The sequence below is a fragment of the Pseudidiomarina salilacus genome, from assembly GCF_047323925.1.
Taxonomy (GTDB): Bacteria; Pseudomonadota; Gammaproteobacteria; order Enterobacterales; family Alteromonadaceae; genus Pseudidiomarina; species Pseudidiomarina salilacus.
Genome location: NZ_CP178751.1, coordinates 460,660 through 477,593 on the forward strand (window position 1 = coordinate 460,660; position 16,934 = coordinate 477,593).

Consider the following 16,934-nt stretch of genomic DNA (forward strand, 5'->3'; position numbering starts at 1 on the left):
CGGAGCACAAACGCAGTGGAGGTTTTGGATGACCGAATCAACAAATGAAGAGCAGTTTGAGCGCCTGTGGCTACGCATCAGTCGCGCTTTCTTTAAAAGTGACCCAATGAACACCGGTTGCCAAGAAAACGAATGCTTTGACGAATATGAGCGCATTGCAGACGCAGCAACGCATTACATACTCGAGGGTTCGAGCGAGGCGCAAGCAGTACGCCAAGCGCTCGAGGATAGTTTTGGCGACTGGGTCACCGACGATAATGTCGCTGCGGTGATGGATTATTTAAGGGCGTAAGTCACCGTGCAAAAACTTACACACAAAGACGACTTTGCCATATTCCTGAAATGACCATTTGATGCAGTCTTGCAAGGCGGCCATCACCGTATCGTAATCACCAAAAACCTGCGTGCTGAGGGTGTTGGTGATGATGTGCAAGCCGTCATGGCGATGCAACTGCTCAATAAACCCTTTAATCGGCTCAATATAGTTGTCAGCGAGTGGATATTTACTGATGTCTACGGTTAATTGCATGACGCTCTCCGTTTAACAGCCGCGCTCAACATTCTGCCGTAAGACCTCCAAATGGGCACTCATGTCCGCATTGATGGCATCGTATTCGGCTTCTTCTTCAGCGCTAAAGAGGGTATCGAAGCTCTCTTGGTTTTCTGGCGCTAGGTGATCGTAATGGTCAAAAGTTTTACGTAGTACGGTGATACACACACTGGCTTGCTCAGCGAGCACACCGACTTCTTCTTCAAAGGCTTTAAAGTCAGCTAAATAGGCTTCACCTGGCGTCGGTTGTTGTTCCGCACAACCGGTTAAAACAACTAATGCTGTTAGCGCCGATAATAAAAATTTCATTGCTCTTCCTTTTGGTTCGTTGCATTCATGTAACGATTTTACAGACTACAGATGAACAGTACAGAGTTTTCATTGACTGTGTAGGCATACAGTTAGCGCACAAAGGTATTTTTTACACGGCGTGAGACCAACATGTAAGGAACCCAGATGCAGATGGCAATTGCGCTACGGAAAAAGCCGCGCACTGTTTCTTCATCCCAGATTGGCATGTCTGGCAATACAATTGATACCAAATAGGTATCGATAACCAGTATCAAAGCACTGACCAGCACGTAGACTATGTAAACCCGAGCAAACCACCGATGCTTAGTAAAAAACAGTACCGCCAGCCAAAGCGAGGCAGTGAACATCAGCGCATTGGCAATCATCTCGCCGGTGACCAGCTCGACAAAATAAGGGATATAGGATTTTGAATTAGGATTAGTAAGTACATTCCAGTTCTCGATTGCTAACAAATCGAATAACAATGGAAGTGTCGTGACTAAAAGAACGATCGGGCCCATGACAACACCAATGGCGACTAAAATAAGCCAACCACCAATGCCTTGAGGCTCTGCTGTTTGTGCTGTGTCCTTGTTTTCAGCTAGTTCCGTCATTTTTATAATTCCATGTTGCTGACGTTTAATTGATTCTATAAGTCGAATCGCGAACCACTAACTGTGGCGCGAACACCGCACGAATATCCTTAATCGGTTGTTGATAGACGTTTTTCAGTACCCACTGTGCGGCCATGTGGCCAATTTCACCGAGTGGATAATCGATAGTGGTCAACTTCGGATAAGTGTAATGAGCGAAGTTGACGTTATCGAAGCCGACCACTGAAAGCTGCGTGGGTAAATCCATACCGAGGTCGTGGGCAGTGGTGATGGCGCCTGAGGCCATTTCATCGTTGGCACACACGAGGGCGGTAAAAGGCTTGTCGAGGCTGCGGAAATACTGCAGTGCTTTGACCCCGCCGGTTTCTTGGTAATCGCCCTCAAACACTAAGCTCGAGTCAAAAGGCACTCCGAATTCTTGCAGGGCGCGTTGATGCCCTTGATAGCGTTCTTGCGAATCGCGTTTCCACATCGGACCTGAAACATAGGCAATGGCGCGGTGGCCTAGCTCTAACAGATGTTTGGTGGCCAGGTAGCCACCCAGTAAGTTGTCTAGGTTAATACAGCGGTCCGCTAGCTGCTCGACTAAACGGTTCATCAGTACGAAAGCGCAACCGGCATCGGCGAGTCCCCGCAGATAATCGTCGCTGACTGCTTCAACATGCAAAATCAGCGCATCGCAATTACGGCTGCGTAAAAACTCAATACTCTCACGTTCGAGCTCCTCGTCACTGTGACCCGCGGCGATGATGACGTGCTTACCGACGCGCCGAAATTCATTTTCGATACGACTTAGTAATTCGGCGTAAAACGGACCACCGAGCTCTGGCACCAGAATACCTATACTGTTGGAGCGATTGGAGGCAAGTGATTGGGCGACTGAGTTGGGCCGATAGCCGAGCTCTTTCATGGCGGCTTCGACTTTTTCGCGCGTAGCCTCACGTACCGGCGCAGTTTTATTGATCACGCGGGAGACTGTGGCTAGGGAGACGCCAGCAAGTTTCGATACTTCGTAGATAGTTGCCATGTTGTATTTATGCTTTTTCCGTCAGCTCGCGGGCGATTGCCACCACGCGTGTTTGACTAAGAGTGTACCCGCGCATGAGCCAAGCGACAACTAGTGACGCAACCGCTGGTAGCACGGTAAAAGCGAGTAAGATACCGTATTGGGTATGCGCGCTTTGCATTTGGTCGGCTTGATAACCATAAAACGCCAGCCACCAACCGGCAATTGCGCCGCCGAGGGCGATACCGATTTTGATAAAAAACACCACTGAGGCATAGACCAAACCGTTGGCGCGAATCCCAGTCTGCTGCTGACCATAGTCGACCACGTCAGCAATTTTGGCCCACAGCATAGGTGTGGCCATTTGTAAGAAAAAGCTCCACAAAAAGTACAAGGCAAAGGCGAGTACTAGCTGATCGGACGCAACAAAGAATGCCGCCGCTGAGAGCACCGCGGCAATCAGATGCAAGGCTTTATAAGCGGTAACTTTGTCGATATGTCGGGTGACGCGATTGGCCACGGCACAACCAAGAATATTGCCGACCATGCCCAGTGAAACAAACTCAGTAATGAGGTCTTCGCGCAGCAGAAAGTACTTCACGTAGTAAATCGCCAAGGTGTTTTTGATGGCGATACCAATCAGCACAAAGACTGCGACTGCGGCCAAAGTGCGCATGGCGGAGTTTTGCCAAAGGCTACGCATGCCAGTGCGAATATTGAGTTGCTGGTCAGTAGGTGGCTGCACGCGTTCGCGCGTGCCGGCAAAGCAGAGTAAGAACAGCACTACGCCAAATACACTCATGGCACCGATGGTGAGTTGGTAACCTAAGGCTCGGTCACCTTGACCAAAAAAGTCCACTAACGGCAAGGTGAGTAGGCTCACGATGAGGCCACCGAGCATACCGAAGACGAAGCGATAAGACTGAATCGATACGCGGTCATCTGGATCTTTGGTCAGCGCGCCACCGAGCGCCGAATAGGGAATATTGATGGCGGTATAGGCGAGCATAAGAAGGGTGTAGGTTGCATAAGCCCAAATGACTTTGCCGCTTTCAGCCAAATCAGGTGTGGTGAATGCCAAAATGCTACACACTGCAAAGGGAATCACCAACCACAGTAAATAGGGACGAAATGAACCAAACCTGGTACGGGTCTTATCGGCCAGCAGACCCATCAGCGGGTCGGTAACGGCATCAATGAGACGAACAACAAGGAACATAGTGCCGACAGTGGCGGCCGAGATACCGAAAATATCGGTATAGAAGAATGCTAAAAATAGCATCACGGTTTGGAAGATCAGGTTACTGGCGGTATCACCTAGGCCGTACGCGATTTTCTCGCGCCGACTTACTTGCTGCCAACCTGTCATAGTGCCTCCGCAACCTGCCACTGTGCTCTACGGGCGCGCCAAAAATCGCGTAAGGCGAGGGCGCTAGCCTTGGGAATTCGTTGTTGGGTCGTGTAATCGACATACACAATCCCGAAGCGCTTGCTGTAGCCTTCAGCCCACTCGAAGTTATCGAGTAGGCTCCAAGCAAAGTAGCCGCGCATGTCGAGTCCTGCCTTGATGCAGTCATCAACCGCCAACAAATGCTTCTGATAGTAATCTATACGCGCTGGATCGTGAACTGTATTTTCCGCATTGTTGTGGTCGGCACTGTGCTCGATAACGTCAGGGAAAGCAGCACCATTCTCAGTGATGTAAATCGGTGGCAAGCCCTGCATTTGTTGTTTTAGCTGGGTCAGCACTTCGGTTAAACCTTGCGGATAGATCTCCCAGCCCATGGTGGTCAATGGCGGCTCAGTGGGTGGCACATCGGAGAACCAACCGTTCTTGGCACGAAACACAGTGCGGGTGTAATAGTTCACGCCTAAGAAATCGAATGGTTGGGCAATGAGTTGCATATCACCAGGGTGAATGTCTGGGAGTTCATCAGCCTTTAATACATGTGTCAGGTCTGGATAGCTGCCTTTTAACAAGGGTTGTAAATACCAGAGGTTATGATAAGCATGGGCCAGCTCGGCTGCCGCTCGGTCGGCTGCAGCATCGCTAAATGCATGGCAGGGACTAAAGTTCAGCACAATTCCATGTTCAGCTTCTGGCGCATGTTTACGTAATACTTGAATAGCTGCCCCGTGGGCGAGTAATAAATGATGGGCCGCTTGGCGACCTTCTTTGCGATTCTTGTGGCCTGGTGCATGAATGCCGGCCTCATAACTTAAATAGGCACTACAGAATGGCTCATTGATAGTGGCATAAGCGGCGACTTTATTGCCCAGTGCTTTGCCAATGACTTCGGCGTACTCAGCAAAACGTGCAACAGTGTCGCGATTCAACCAACCACCTTGATCTTCGAGGTACTGTGGCAGATCCCAATGATAAAGCGTGACGTGCGGAGCGACGCCATTAGCTAACAAGCCGTCAACTAGGTCGATGTAGAATTGTAAGCCCTGCTTATTTACCGAACCGTCGGCATTGATGACACGGCCCCAGGCAATCGAGAAGCGGTAGGCATCAACACCTAAATCACTAATAAGCGCTAAATCTTCGCGCCAGTGTTTGATATGTTCACAGCTGACCAGTCCGTTAGAGGCGTCTTTGATACGGCCAGGTTGTGCGCAAAAGGTGTCCCAGATACTCGCTTCTCGCTGATCGGCAGCGCCTTCGATTTGAAACGAAGAAGTCGCAACGCCGAAGGTGAATTCCGGAGCAAGTAGTTTCGAGTGGGGCGGTAAAGTGATTTTTGTCATTTGCGATCCCGTGCCAATATGCTATAAATGAAAGCGCTTTCATCATAGGCTATAAACTGACCTAAGGTCAAAAAATTATAACGATTGAGGTTTCCATGACCGAGCAGAACACCAACTATCGGTTCGCGCTGACTGCGTTGACCACACTTTTCTTTATGTGGGGCTTTATTACTTGCCTCAACGACATTCTGATCCCGTATCTGCGTTTGCTGTTCGATTTGAACTATGCCCAATCGATGCTGATTCAGTTCTGCTTCTTTGGTGCGTACTTTATCGTGTCGATTCCAGCTGGCTTGTTGATTGGTAAGATTGGTTACAAGATGGGAATTGTCACGGGCTTAATGATTGCTGGTGCGGGTTGTGTGCTGTTTTACCCAGCCGCGCAAGCCGAAATCTACGGCTTGTTCTTACTCGCACTCTTTGTGCTGGCGTCGGGCATCACCATTTTGCAGGTAGCGGCGAATCCATACGTAACCGTACTTGGCGATCCGGAAACCTCATCGAGCCGTCTTACCTGGACCCAAGCATTCAACTCATTGGGTACCACAGTGGCGCCATTCTTCGGTGCTTGGTTGATTTTCGGTGGCGTTGCGGACCCTGAAGTGACTGGCGTTAGCAAAGACACCGTCAGCCTGCCGTACTTCATCTTGGCCGGCGCACTGGTATTGATGGCGGTAATTTTTATGCGTCTAAAATTACCAGATATGGGTCGGGTGGATGCCGCAGAAGTACTTCCAACGGAAGGCTCGGCATGGAAACAGCGCCATTTAGTCTTGGGTGCGATTGGTATCTTCGTTTATGTCGGTGCCGAAGTTGGTATCGGTAGCTTCTTAGCCATGTATATCGCACAGCCAGAAATTGGCGATATGAGCACCTCGAGTGCTGCACATTATATTTCTTGGTATTTCGGTGGTGCTATGGTCGGCCGTTTCCTCGGTGCGGCTATCATGCAGAAAATTTCTGGTAATCGCGTGTTGGCATTCAATGCCATTGCCGCAGTGTTGTTACTTGCGACAACGATGACGACTTCCGGCACTTTGGCCATGTGGGCGTTGTTGTTCGTTGGTTTATGTAATTCGATTATGTTCCCAACCATTTTCAGCTTGGCGTTACAGAACCTGAAACATAGCCGTGGACAAGGCTCGGGTATTTTGTGCTTGGCCATTGTCGGTGGTGCAATTGTGCCGCTGGCGCAAGGCTTCCTTGCCGACCGCGTGGGTATTCAGATGTCATTTATCATTCCTTTAGCGTGTTATGTCTACATCGCTTTCTATGGTCTGCGCGGTTATGTTCCGCAACCTTTTAAAGCAGTGCAGGAGGCAGCTTAATCATGGCTTTGCATACGATTCACTGGCGCAAAAGTGCCGTTGCAACGGCGGTTTTACTGACCCTAGCGGGTTGTAGTGAAGCGCCAGAAACAGCTGCGAACGAAGCGGCACAAGCACAAGCGTTATGGCCGGCGATTGAATCGCCGGTCAAGCAAGATGCTGAACTCGAACAACGCATCACCGAGATGCTCGGGCAAATGACCCTTGAGCAAAAAGTTGCGCAAATGATTCAGCCAGAGATCCGCGACATTACCGTCGAGGACATGCGGCGTTATGGTTTCGGGTCTTACTTGAATGGCGGCGGTGCGTTTCCGAACGACGATAAATACGCCACGCCGCAAGACTGGATCCAACTCGCTGAAGACATGTATCAAGCATCGGTGGACGATAGCCTAGATGGTATCAATATTCCGACCATGTGGGGTACGGATGCGGTTCACGGGCATAACAACGTGATTGGCGCGACCATTTTCCCGCACAACATTGGTCTAGGTGCCGCCAATAATCCGGATTTGATTGAAGAGATCGCTACGGTGACGGCACGCGAGGTAATGGTTACCGGTATCGACTGGGTGTTTGCGCCGACTGTGGCGAACGCGCAAAACTTGCGCTGGGGCCGCACCTACGAAAGTTATTCTGAAGATCCTAACATTATTAAAGCCTACTCAGCTTCTATCGTACGAGGCTTGCAAGGCACCGTTGGTAAAGACTTTTTGTCAGAACAACGGGTGATTAGCACGGTGAAACACTTTGTCGGTGATGGTGCCACCACGGATGGCATTGACCAAGGCAATGCTGAAATCGACGAGCAAACTTTATATGCGTTGCATGCGCAAGGCTATGTCGGTGGCTTGAACGCCGGTGCACAAACCGTGATGGCCAGTTTTAATAGTTGGAACGGCGTCAAAATCCATGGCCATGACTACTTGTTGACCGATGTTTTGAAACAGCAAATGGGTTTTGATGGTTTTGTGGTCGGTGACTGGAATGGTCATGGCCAAATTGACGGTTGTCGCAACGATAATTGTCCGCAAGCAGCCAACGCTGGACTCGATATGTATATGGTGCCGACCTCAGCGTGGAAGCCATTGTACGAAAACTTGATTCAGCAAGTGCGCGACGGTGTGATTGCGGAAAGTCGAGTGGATGATGCGGTGCGCCGTATCCTGCGCGTTAAAATGCGTGCTGGCTTATTCGATAAAGCCAGCCCCGCACAACGTCCGCTGGCTGGTCGCACTGAGCTTATCGGTTCCGATGAGCATCGGGCGGTGGCACGCGAGGCGGTGCGTCAGTCATTAGTACTGCTGAAAAACCACGATCAGCTCCTGCCACTTGACCCTAAGCAACGCATTTTGGTCGCTGGCAGTGGTGCTGACAACATTGGCCAGCAATCGGGCGGCTGGACCATTAGCTGGCAGGGCACCGGTAACACCAATGAAGACTTCCCAGGTGGCACCTCGATTTATCAAGGTATCGCCAAGCAAGTCTCTGCCGCTGGTGGTGAAGCAGTGTTGTCCGTCGATGGTAGTTTTACTGAGCAGCCCGATGTCGCGGTAGTGGTCTTTGGTGAGCAACCTTATGCCGAAGGTAACGGTGATATCGATAATCTCGACTATCAACGCGGTAATGCCACCGACCTAGAGCTATTGCGCCGTTTAAAAGCCGCTGGCGTGCCTGTGGTGACTTTATTTATTAGTGGTCGCCCGATGTGGGTGAATCCAGAGGTTAACGCCTCCGACGCCTTTGTCGCGGTCTGGTTACCTGGTAGTGAAGGTGAGGGCGTTGCCGATGTGATTTTGCGTGACGCCAATGGTGCGGTGCAATATGACTTTGTAGGGCGTTTGCCATTCTCGTGGCCAGCCGACCCAAACCAAGCTAACCGCATGTTAATTGACGCGCAAAACCCGCCGTTATTACCGGTCGGTTTTGGTTTGAGTTATGGTGATGCAACTACGCTCAGCGATGCTTTGCCAGAGACCTATGAGGCCACAGTTGAAACTGCTGATTTGGCCATCTTTGACCGTGCACCTCAAGCGCCATGGTTGCTCGAATTGCAAAGTGGCGAGCAGAAGCAAGTCATGGAGAGCAGTGTGCAAAGTGTGGGTACGCTGACCGCTCGTACTTTTGACGATCAAGTACAAGAAGATGCGCGTCGCATACAGTTTGGCGGTGGTGATACGGAGAGCTTCCAGTTTGTTACGCCATTCCCACGCGATTTGCGCGCCTACGGCGACGCTAATGCGGCGTTACAGGTGACCGTGAAGCTTGCTGGCGAAGTACCAGAGGATGTAGCCTTGTGGCTCTCTTGTGGCGCTGACTGTGGTGTAGATGCCAATATCAGCGAGCAGTTACAAGCGGTGGCTGACAACAGCTGGCAGACCCTGAGCTTTAACCTGCAATGTTTGCAGCAAGCAGGCTTGGATTTAGGCGCAGTAGCGAGCGTCTTTGGGGTGCGTACCGCAGCCGAGTGGAGCTTTAGCTTTAACGACGTACGTTTGGTAGCAGACAGCGATGCTGAGGCGATTTGCTTGCAATAAAGCAAGCGCCTATTGCGCATCAAACACCCAAAGAAAAAGGCCCGCAATTTGCGGGCCTTTTTAGTTCCTTTTTTGACTTTTTTGTTGCGGGGTTTGCTCGCCCCTAGGTGCCCAAGCACCCACTAGAAGCTATAGCGAGCGCCTAGTGAGTAACGCGGACCATACTGACGTGCGAAGAGGAACTGTTCTTCGTAGCGTCCGTACCCTTGCTCTGTCTCGTTGTTCAGGTTGATACCTTCAAAGAAGACAGTAAAACGGTCAGTAATGTCATAGTTGACGCTCATGTCCCATTGGCCGTATTCACGGGCAAACTGCGGTGGAGCATCGGCGGAACCTTGCGCTTGACCGACACCGATCAAGTAGCTGTCGCGCCAAGCGTAAGTGAACTTCACTGACAAGCCGTCTTTCTCGTAGAAAGCTTGGAAGTTAGCTGAATCACTCAAGCCAGTGAGCGGCGCTTGCTGGGTCAGACTATCGACATCAAATTCAACATCTCCGTTAACGATAGTGGCATTCACACCTAAACCAAAGCCAGATTCACCGAACACGTGTTGCACTGCCATTTCGAGGCCGTCAACTTTCTTGCTGTCGGTGTTGCTTGGTTGGGTGATGTTCCACACCATCAATGGGTCATCTGAGTTTGGCTCAATGACGCCGTCTTCGTTGCCATAACCAAGTGCCAGCATTTCTTCAAAAATCGCTGTGCTGGTGGCTTGCTCACCACGAGATTCGAGTGAAGCAATGGCTTCGTTGTAACGTGGACCTTCAAAGATATCGCGCAAGCCATCGATAGTGATTTGCGTGATAGTATTTTGAATGAAGTTATCCACGTCTTTACGGAAGTAACCAATGGCCGCGTAGCTAGCTGGCGCGTAGTAATATTCCAAAGATACGTCAAAGTTAGTTGATTCGAATGGCAACAGGTTAGTGTTACCCTGGCCACCAACACGCGAGCCCGGTTTCGGACTGCCGCTGAGCGAACGACCGCCGGCTAAGTTGCCAAGTGGCGCACGCGTAATCGATTTACCATACGAGAAGCGCGCGAGCAGGTCAGGCGTCAGTTCGACCTTTAAGTCGAACATTGGCAATACCACATCGTGCTCACCGGTCAGGGTTAAGAAGTTCTGGCTGTCTTCCGGCTCATACTGCATGATCCACTCAGACGGGCTGACCCAGTTGACCTGACGTTCAACACGCTGCTGCGTGGTGCTGGTCACGTCGGTTTGCTCGTAACGTACACCGACATTCAATTGTGAGTAGTAACCGAACAGGTCAAAATCCCAATCCGATTGAATGAAGATCGCGTCGGTGACTTCGTTGACGCCAGATTGGCTATCGATACCATCACGGAACGGGTCAGCTAAGTAAGCATCGTCACCCATTAATGCTTCAGTTAAGTAGGCACGCTGACGTGCAACTGCTTCATCGAAGTCGTAGGTGTAATAGTAGTTCGTCAGCAAATCAGCGCCGCCGCCAACAAATTCGTCGAGGAAGTCGCCAGTGCTATTACGAGTAAACATACCGTCCGGGAAGATGAAGGCAAATGCAGGATTAAAGCCAGGGCCGCCTTCAAGACCACTCCACGCTTCGTAACCACCGAAGGTTTGGTCGGTGCGTGAGATACCGGCGGTGATCTTCACTAACGGTGCGTTGAAGGTACCGTTGTTGTACCAATCGGATTTAAATTGATACTGCTTGACCGTTGACTCGCCAGGGCGACGGAAGAACTGACTAAAGTTGGAGTCGATTTCGCTTGGCAAGAGTTCGTTGGTGCCATTCGCCCAGTTGATCAGGACCTGAGGAATTTCACCGGTACGGTAATCGTAGATTTTCGAATCTAGCTGGTCTGAACCTAAAATGACCTGGCCAAAGAAGTTACTACCTGGGTCAACGCCGTCATCGGTTTCATTGCTTGAATCGTGGGCGTCGAACCAAAAGCGCAGGTCGTCGTTCACATCATAAGTGATGTTGAGACCTACAGATTGGGCTTTAACTTCAGTGGTGCCTTTTTCGGCGGTAAATGAACCGTCGTTACCAGAAATATCGGCATACACTGCGGTACCATTCTCATCGAGTTCATACTCGTTGATGTTGCCGCCAAACTCGTTCCAGATACCCCAGCCAAAGGCGGTACGGCCAGTCAGCGAGCGGCTTGCGGTGTAATCCGCAGTAATCATCAAATCACGAATCGGTGCGAACTGCAGCGTCAACTGACCATTGGTACGCTCTTGACTCAAGTCTTCGATGCCGTAGTTCATGTCTTTCGGGAAGAAGTGGTTACCAACACGGTTACCTTCTTCATCGATAGGACGCGGATCGATAAACTCACCTTCTTCGAGCGTAGGGAGGCCTACGTTAGCCTGCCAGCCTTGAATGTTGGCGCGCTGAATTTGGAAGTCACGGCGATAGTTCGAGAACGAGAAGGCCAAACCAAAGGTGTCATCGGCAAAAGTATTGCTGTAGACCGCGGCTATTTCAGGCGTGACATCATCACCTTTCTCTACCGAGGTGTCGTGCATACCTTTACCCATAATCGAGAAGGCTTCACCAGAGCGCGCCAGTGGACGCGTAGTGACGATATTCACCGTTGCACCCAAACCACCACTTGGCAGCGCCGCGCGTGAAGTTTTATAAACTTCAAGTGCACTTACGCCTTCTGAAGATAGGTTTTCTAGGTTGTACGAGCGCGTATTACCAGTACCTGGCATTTGGCGCCCGTTTAAGGTGATCAAGTTGAAGTCAGGACCGAAACCACGCACCGTGATTTGGCTACCTTCACCATTGACCCGGCTGACCGATACACCGGTAATCCGTTGTAGCGATTCAGCCAGGTTGGTGTCAGGGAACTTACCCATCTCTTCCGCGTTGATAGCGTCAACAACGCCACTGCTGTTACGTTTAAAATCAGCAGAACGGGCGAGACTGCCACGAATACCTTTAACTTCAATAACTTCTGTTTGTTCTTCTTGAGCTTGTTCTTGTTGCGGCTCTTGTTCTTGCGCGTAGAGCGGCTGGGCGAACCCAGCGGCTAGTACGACCGATACTGCGGCAGCAACGGGTGATTTCATAAAAGTTAGCTTTTTCATAATCTATGCTTCCGTTTTGTCGTACGCGTTAAAAGTTCGCAATTTGCACGTTGTCGATTTGGTAGACCACGCCCTGGCCAGTACCCCAAGCAGGGAAGACCATAAGGACGTTGATATCGCTCAAATCGAGCCCTGCATCAAACAGGGTTTGCAATGGGAAGTTATAACGCGCCCATTCGCCGACCACAGGTGCTTCGCCATAGTTACCTTCACTCAGCGGCAACTCAGCAAAGGTAGCAGCGCCGGTTGACTCGACTTTGAATAACCAGTCGGTTTCGCCACCAGCAGGTGGTTCAACGATGCGCATATCAAAACTGATAGCGCCATTGGCGAGCATGCTTGAGGCATCGTACGACACGCCTTCATTCGCTAAGAAACCAAGTACTGTCTCAGGCCAGCCAGGAATAGAGAACTGCGCAACTGAGCCGTAAGGTGCGCCGGCATCGACCACTTCAGGCGTGGTTCCCGCACAGCAATCCCACAACGACCAATCGCTGTTGATGTTGTTCTCGAACACGGTTAAACCGTCTTCGCCAGCACTTGGATTGTAAATCCGTGCTTCGTCAACGCGATAGACTGCGCCGTTACCAGTATCCCAAGCAGGGAAGATCATCAGTACATCGATGGCAGATACATCGAGGCCCGCATCAGATAGTTGTTGTAATGGGAAGGTATAGGTCGCCCATTCACCAGTGACAGGGTCAACGCCGGCGTTCCCGGTATTGAGGTCAACTTCAACAGCTGAGCTTGCGCCGTCGGCTTCAATTTTGAACTTCCACACTGAATCTGGGTTGCTTGGCGCGTTGACAACTTTCATGTCGAATTGCACGACGCCCTCAACCATAATGCTAGTGGCATCAAACTGAATGCCGCTGTCTTCTGGTGGTTTAAAGCCCATGACTGTAGGTGTTGCACCGATAGTGAACTCAGCAACTGCACCGCGTTCTTCGTCTTGTACAGTCGATGGCGTAGTACCGCCACAACAATCCCACATTGGCCATTCAGGGTTTTCTGCATCGCCCCATAAGACCAGTTCCGGAGATGGACCTTCAGGTGCAGCAATTTCCACGTTGGTGAGCAGGTATTCAGCACCGTCACCGGTATCCCAAGCAGGGAAGACCATGATGACGTCGATACCTGAAACATCAAGCTCCGCATCAGCAAGCGCTTGCAACGGGAAGGTAAAGGTCTGCCATTCACCGGCAACCGGAGAAACGCCTTCGCTACTCGCCGATAAAGGCAATTCGACGGCAGTTGAGCCTTCGTTGCTTTCGACTTTAAACAGCCAAGTTGAGTCTGGGTTGGCCGGTTGTGAAAGCACTTTCATATCAAATGAAATCGCACCATTTTCAACAATAGGTGACGCGTCGAAAGGTGAAGGTGAACCATTCGGATCGGTAATAAACGCCTCGCGCGTCACAAAACCGTTCACAGTTGGCGTTGGACCTACGACAAATTTATAAGCAGGGCCAGCTTCTGCGTCATCTACCAACTCTGGAGTTGAACCACCACAGCAGTCCCACGCCGGCCAGTTTGGATTTGGCGTGCCGTCAAAGATGGTTAGGTTACGCGCAACGCCATCTGACGGTGGTGACGGGATAGGGGCTTCGCCTTCAACCAGGGTGTCTTCGTCTTTGTAACCTGCACGAATGGTTTCACAACCACGACCCGTATTCGGGTTTTGCGCACACTCGTAGACACGAACGTAATCAATTTCAAAGGTTTGACCATTGGCAAAGGCTTCTGGGTCGATACCAGTCTCGTTCACGCTTTCAGGCCAGTTACCGCCTACCGCGAGGTTCATAATTAGGTAGAAACGCTGATCAAAAGGCGCTGGACCGTAATCGACTGTCAATTCACCGGTGGTTTGATCGTAATATTCAGTGAACCAACCGCGGTGGCGCAAACCAACCACTTCGCCGCGGCTGTTGTAACGCTCTTGCGAAGCCATTTGCGTGGCGTAGAGATAGTCGTCTACATACCAACGAATCTCACCTTCTTGCCATTCGATCGCATAGGTGTGGAAGTCGTCGGCCGGGTTCATCCCATCGGGTAGGGCATAAGCTTTACCTGATGAAGAGTTATTCGGCGCGTCACGACCGTAATGCAAAGTACCGTAGACGTGATTTTCAGGAGTACCTTCAGCAGTGTCTGCTTTGAGGTTTACAGCTTCAACAATATCGATTTCGCCTGACTTCGGCCAGCCACCGTACACAGAGTCGGTCGGCATCATCCATACTGCCGGCCACGCACCTTGCCCGAATGGCATTTTCGCGCGAACTTCAATGCGGCCGTATTTAAAGTCACCTTTCAAACGACTATTTATGCGGGCTGAAGTGTACGGCTGGTCAGCGCCTTCTGCAGCTGGTAATGCAACGATCTTGAGAGTGTCTTCAGATACGAAGGCATTGGTTTCGCTGTCGGTATAACACTGTTTCTCTTGGTTGCCACCGCCTAAGCAATTGACTTCGAATGACCACTTGCGGTCATCGATTTCATCGCCATTGAACTCGTCACTCCAAACAAGTTGCCAGTCGCTTACGGGTTCGCTTGGGTCGATGGCGTCAAAATTAGAATTCGTTTTGACGTCATCACCGCCGCAACCCACAAGGCCGAGCGTAAGGAAGAGCGCCGCGATAGGGCTCTTTTTCATGATGTTGTTGTACATAACTGTGTTCCTGGTTGTTCACACATGCTGTTTTGTATTTGTTTTAGCTGCTTTATGAAAGCGCTTTCATAACATAGTGCAATATTTTTTTAGCGTCAATGATCATTCGCTAATTCAACCAAGCAATGGTGTTATCCAACATCCGCTGACTGAAGCCCCATTCGTTGTCGTACCACGCCATAACCTTGACCAGGCGGCCACTTACGCGGGTTTGACTAGCGTCAAAAATAGACGAGGCAGGGTGATGATTAAAGTCGCTCGACACCAGCGGCAAGCGATTTACGCTAAGGACTTGTCGCAACGGATCACTACTTGCGGCCTTGGCAATAATCGCATTCACTTCCTCGACGGTCGTATCACGACTAGCAATAAACGACAGGTCTACCAATGAAACATTGGGCGTTGGAACGCGCACAGCGAGACCGTCGAAACGTCCTTGTAATTCCGGAATAACCAAACCAATCGCAGCAGCTGCACCGGTTTTTGACGGAATCATCGATAGCGCTGCAGCGCGGGCGCGCTGTGGGTCTTTGTGATAGGCATCCATCAAGTTTTGATCGTTGGTATAGGCATGCACCGTGGTCATCAGGCCATTCTCGATACCTAGCTCTTGATGCAGCGGAAACGCTAACGGAGCTAAACAGTTGGTGGTACACGAAGCATTGGATACAACTTCAAGGGAGTCGTTTAACAAATGGTCGTTTACACCATAAACAATAGTTGCATCAGCGTTTTTCGCAGGCGCTGAAACCAGCACTTTGCGCGCACCTGCTTGCAAATGCAGAGCTGCTTTATCACGTTCTGTAAACAAACCCGTACACTCATAGACCACATCAATTTCCAGTGCTTGCCACGGCAACAACGCTGGGTCGCGTTCACTGCAGAGTTTAATCCGCTTCTCATTCACCACTAGGTAACCATCTTCGTAACTGACGTCGTGATTAAGAACCCCGTGCACGGAATCGTATTTGAGTAGGTGTGCGTGCGTGGCTGGATCGCCTAGGTCATTGATGGCGACAATCTCGATGTTGTCGCAAAGGCCGCGTTCAAGCCAAGCGCGAACGATGTTTTTGCCGATGCGGCCGAAGCCATTGATGGCGACTTTAATGGTCATGTGGGGTACCTCGTTAATCGTTAATCGTTATTCGTTAGGGGGATTTTTTTGCGAATTCTTTTTGGTGATGCGGGAGTCTTTAAGCGACTCTTTGATTAGACGCAGGCGATCGCGGAAGTCTGGACCGCGGCGCAGGGTATAGCCGGTAACCAACACGTCGATGAGCACTAGTTGTGCAATACGTGATGCCATTGGCATATAAACGTCGGTGTCTTCTGGCACATGGGTCGAAAGCACCAAGTTACATAGCTCTGCGAGTGGACTGTCCGCGGCGGTGACGCCGATCAAAGTGGCTTTGGTTTGCTGCGCCAGTTGCGCAATTTCCACCAAGGCGCGTGTGCGGCCGGTATGACTGATAAAGACAATCACATCCTCGGGCCGTGCGTTAATCACTTGCATACGTTGCATCAAGACGTCATCGGAAAACTGCACGGGCGTGTCAAAACGGAGAAACTTATTTTGTGCATCGTGGGCTACGGAGGCCGATGCACCTAAACCGAAAAAACTAATCTGCCGCGCTGCCGCAAGTTTATCGATTGCCGCATCGAGTGCTTGGGTATCGACTTGTTGCCGCGTGACATTGAGTGCCGCCATCGAAGATTCAAAAATTTTGGCCGTGTAATCGGCGATTTCATCACCTTGCTCCACGTGGCGGTTTACAAAGGGCACACCTTTGACCAAGCTTTGTGCAAGTTGCAGTTTAAAGTCCGGGTAACCTTTAGCACCCAAACTGCGACAGAAGCGATTGACGGTTGGCTCACTGACATCAGCAAGTTCTGCCAAACTAGCTATGCTTTTATGAATGGCAGCTTCAGGATCAGCCAGGATGACAGCAGCGACTTTACGCTCTGACTTGCTAAGACCGGAAAGCTCGGTATGAAGTTTTTCAATTAAGTTCATAGTGGGCGTCCTACGCTCGGTTTACGTAGCAAGCATACACAAAGACAAATTATTTTTGTAATAAAATTACGAAAAATTGGAAAAAACCA

The 16,934-nt window shown here is 50.6% G+C and carries 13 protein-coding genes; 3 read left to right on the forward strand and 10 right to left on the reverse strand.

Going from position 1 to position 16,934, the window contains the following annotated elements; genetic code table 11:
* The first annotated feature begins 28 nt into the window (after positions 1 to 28).
* Positions 29 to 292: a hypothetical protein gene (locus ACJ8W9_RS02155; RefSeq protein ID WP_411360162.1), complete on the forward strand. Its 264-nt coding sequence runs from the start codon at positions 29 to 31 to the stop codon at positions 290 to 292.
* On the opposite strand, the gene ACJ8W9_RS02160 is transcribed toward ACJ8W9_RS02155, so the two are convergent.
* The 6 genes from ACJ8W9_RS02160 to ACJ8W9_RS02185 form a co-directional block, all read right to left on the reverse strand.
* Positions 281 to 529, reverse strand: a complete 249-nt coding sequence (locus ACJ8W9_RS02160; RefSeq protein ID WP_411358275.1) for a hypothetical protein — start codon at positions 527 to 529, stop codon at positions 281 to 283. The genes ACJ8W9_RS02155 and ACJ8W9_RS02160 overlap by 12 nt on opposite strands.
* A gap of 12 nt (positions 530 to 541) precedes the next feature.
* Positions 542 to 859 carry a hypothetical protein gene (locus tag ACJ8W9_RS02165; RefSeq protein WP_411358276.1) on the reverse strand — a complete coding sequence of 106 codons (318 nt, stop codon included), beginning with the start codon at positions 857 to 859 and terminating at the stop codon, positions 542 to 544.
* A 92-nt stretch (positions 860 to 951) separates the two neighbouring features.
* Positions 952 to 1,455 (reverse strand): DUF2569 domain-containing protein, encoded by a 504-nt coding sequence (locus ACJ8W9_RS02170; RefSeq protein WP_411360164.1) that lies wholly within the window; start codon positions 1,453 to 1,455, stop codon positions 952 to 954.
* A gap of 25 nt (positions 1,456 to 1,480) precedes the next feature.
* Positions 1,481 to 2,482 (reverse strand): LacI family DNA-binding transcriptional regulator, encoded by a 1,002-nt coding sequence (locus ACJ8W9_RS02175; protein WP_411360166.1) that lies wholly within the window; start codon positions 2,480 to 2,482, stop codon positions 1,481 to 1,483.
* Positions 2,483 to 2,489: 7 nt separating this feature from the next.
* Positions 2,490 to 3,830 (reverse strand): glycoside-pentoside-hexuronide (GPH):cation symporter, encoded by a 1,341-nt coding sequence (locus ACJ8W9_RS02180; protein WP_411360168.1) that lies wholly within the window; start codon positions 3,828 to 3,830, stop codon positions 2,490 to 2,492.
* A complete protein-coding gene (locus ACJ8W9_RS02185; RefSeq protein WP_411358280.1) occupies positions 3,827 to 5,212 on the reverse strand; it encodes a GH1 family beta-glucosidase in 1,386 nt (461 codons plus the stop codon). Before ACJ8W9_RS02185 ends, ACJ8W9_RS02180 begins: the two co-directional genes overlap by 4 nt.
* A gap of 95 nt (positions 5,213 to 5,307) precedes the next feature.
* Between ACJ8W9_RS02185 and ACJ8W9_RS02190 the strand changes: the two genes are divergently transcribed.
* Positions 5,308 to 6,540, forward strand: coding sequence for a sugar MFS transporter (locus ACJ8W9_RS02190; protein ID WP_411358281.1), 1,233 nt, complete (start codon positions 5,308 to 5,310; stop codon positions 6,538 to 6,540).
* 2 nt (positions 6,541 to 6,542) lie between these two features.
* On the forward strand, positions 6,543 to 9,077 hold the full coding sequence (locus ACJ8W9_RS02195; protein WP_411360170.1) for a glycoside hydrolase family 3 protein: 2,535 nt from the start codon (positions 6,543 to 6,545) through the stop codon (positions 9,075 to 9,077).
* A gap of 122 nt (positions 9,078 to 9,199) precedes the next feature.
* On the opposite strand, the gene ACJ8W9_RS02200 is transcribed toward ACJ8W9_RS02195, so the two are convergent.
* From ACJ8W9_RS02200 to hexR, 4 genes are all read right to left on the reverse strand, one after another.
* Positions 9,200 to 12,163, reverse strand: coding sequence for a TonB-dependent receptor (locus ACJ8W9_RS02200; RefSeq protein ID WP_411360172.1), 2,964 nt, complete (start codon positions 12,161 to 12,163; stop codon positions 9,200 to 9,202).
* 28 nt (positions 12,164 to 12,191) lie between these two features.
* Positions 12,192 to 14,831 carry a family 16 glycosylhydrolase gene (locus tag ACJ8W9_RS02205; RefSeq protein WP_411358284.1) on the reverse strand — a complete coding sequence of 880 codons (2,640 nt, stop codon included), beginning with the start codon at positions 14,829 to 14,831 and terminating at the stop codon, positions 12,192 to 12,194.
* Positions 14,832 to 14,940: 109 nt separating this feature from the next.
* Positions 14,941 to 15,945, reverse strand: coding sequence for a type I glyceraldehyde-3-phosphate dehydrogenase (gene gap, locus ACJ8W9_RS02210; RefSeq protein WP_411358285.1), 1,005 nt, complete (start codon positions 15,943 to 15,945; stop codon positions 14,941 to 14,943).
* A 27-nt stretch (positions 15,946 to 15,972) separates the two neighbouring features.
* Positions 15,973 to 16,845 carry a transcriptional regulator HexR gene (gene hexR, locus ACJ8W9_RS02215; protein ID WP_411358286.1) on the reverse strand — a complete coding sequence of 291 codons (873 nt, stop codon included), beginning with the start codon at positions 16,843 to 16,845 and terminating at the stop codon, positions 15,973 to 15,975.
* Positions 16,846 to 16,934 lie beyond the last annotated feature (89 nt).

What these genes read in the sequence shown, in the direction of transcription:
- ACJ8W9_RS02155 (WP_411360162.1), top strand. Translation starts at nt 29, where the DNA reads ATGACCGAATCAACAAATGAAGAGCAGTTTGAGCGCCTGTGGCTACGC.
- ACJ8W9_RS02160 (WP_411358275.1), bottom strand. Translation starts at nt 529, where the DNA reads ATGCAATTAACCGTAGACATCAGTAAATATCCACTCGCTGACAACTAT.
- ACJ8W9_RS02165 (WP_411358276.1), bottom strand. Translation starts at nt 859, where the DNA reads ATGAAATTTTTATTATCGGCGCTAACAGCATTAGTTGTTTTAACCGGT.
- ACJ8W9_RS02170 (WP_411360164.1), bottom strand. Translation starts at nt 1,455, where the DNA reads ATGACGGAACTAGCTGAAAACAAGGACACAGCACAAACAGCAGAGCCT.
- ACJ8W9_RS02175 (WP_411360166.1), bottom strand. Translation starts at nt 2,482, where the DNA reads ATGGCAACTATCTACGAAGTATCGAAACTTGCTGGCGTCTCCCTAGCC.
- ACJ8W9_RS02180 (WP_411360168.1), bottom strand. Translation starts at nt 3,830, where the DNA reads ATGACAGGTTGGCAGCAAGTAAGTCGGCGCGAGAAAATCGCGTACGGC.
- ACJ8W9_RS02185 (WP_411358280.1), bottom strand. Translation starts at nt 5,212, where the DNA reads ATGACAAAAATCACTTTACCGCCCCACTCGAAACTACTTGCTCCGGAA.
- ACJ8W9_RS02190 (WP_411358281.1), top strand. Translation starts at nt 5,308, where the DNA reads ATGACCGAGCAGAACACCAACTATCGGTTCGCGCTGACTGCGTTGACC.
- ACJ8W9_RS02195 (WP_411360170.1), top strand. Translation starts at nt 6,543, where the DNA reads ATGGCTTTGCATACGATTCACTGGCGCAAAAGTGCCGTTGCAACGGCG.
- ACJ8W9_RS02200 (WP_411360172.1), bottom strand. Translation starts at nt 12,163, where the DNA reads ATGAAAAAGCTAACTTTTATGAAATCACCCGTTGCTGCCGCAGTATCG.
- ACJ8W9_RS02205 (WP_411358284.1), bottom strand. Translation starts at nt 14,831, where the DNA reads ATGTACAACAACATCATGAAAAAGAGCCCTATCGCGGCGCTCTTCCTT.
- gap (WP_411358285.1), bottom strand. Translation starts at nt 15,945, where the DNA reads ATGACCATTAAAGTCGCCATCAATGGCTTCGGCCGCATCGGCAAAAAC.
- hexR (WP_411358286.1), bottom strand. Translation starts at nt 16,845, where the DNA reads ATGAACTTAATTGAAAAACTTCATACCGAGCTTTCCGGTCTTAGCAAG.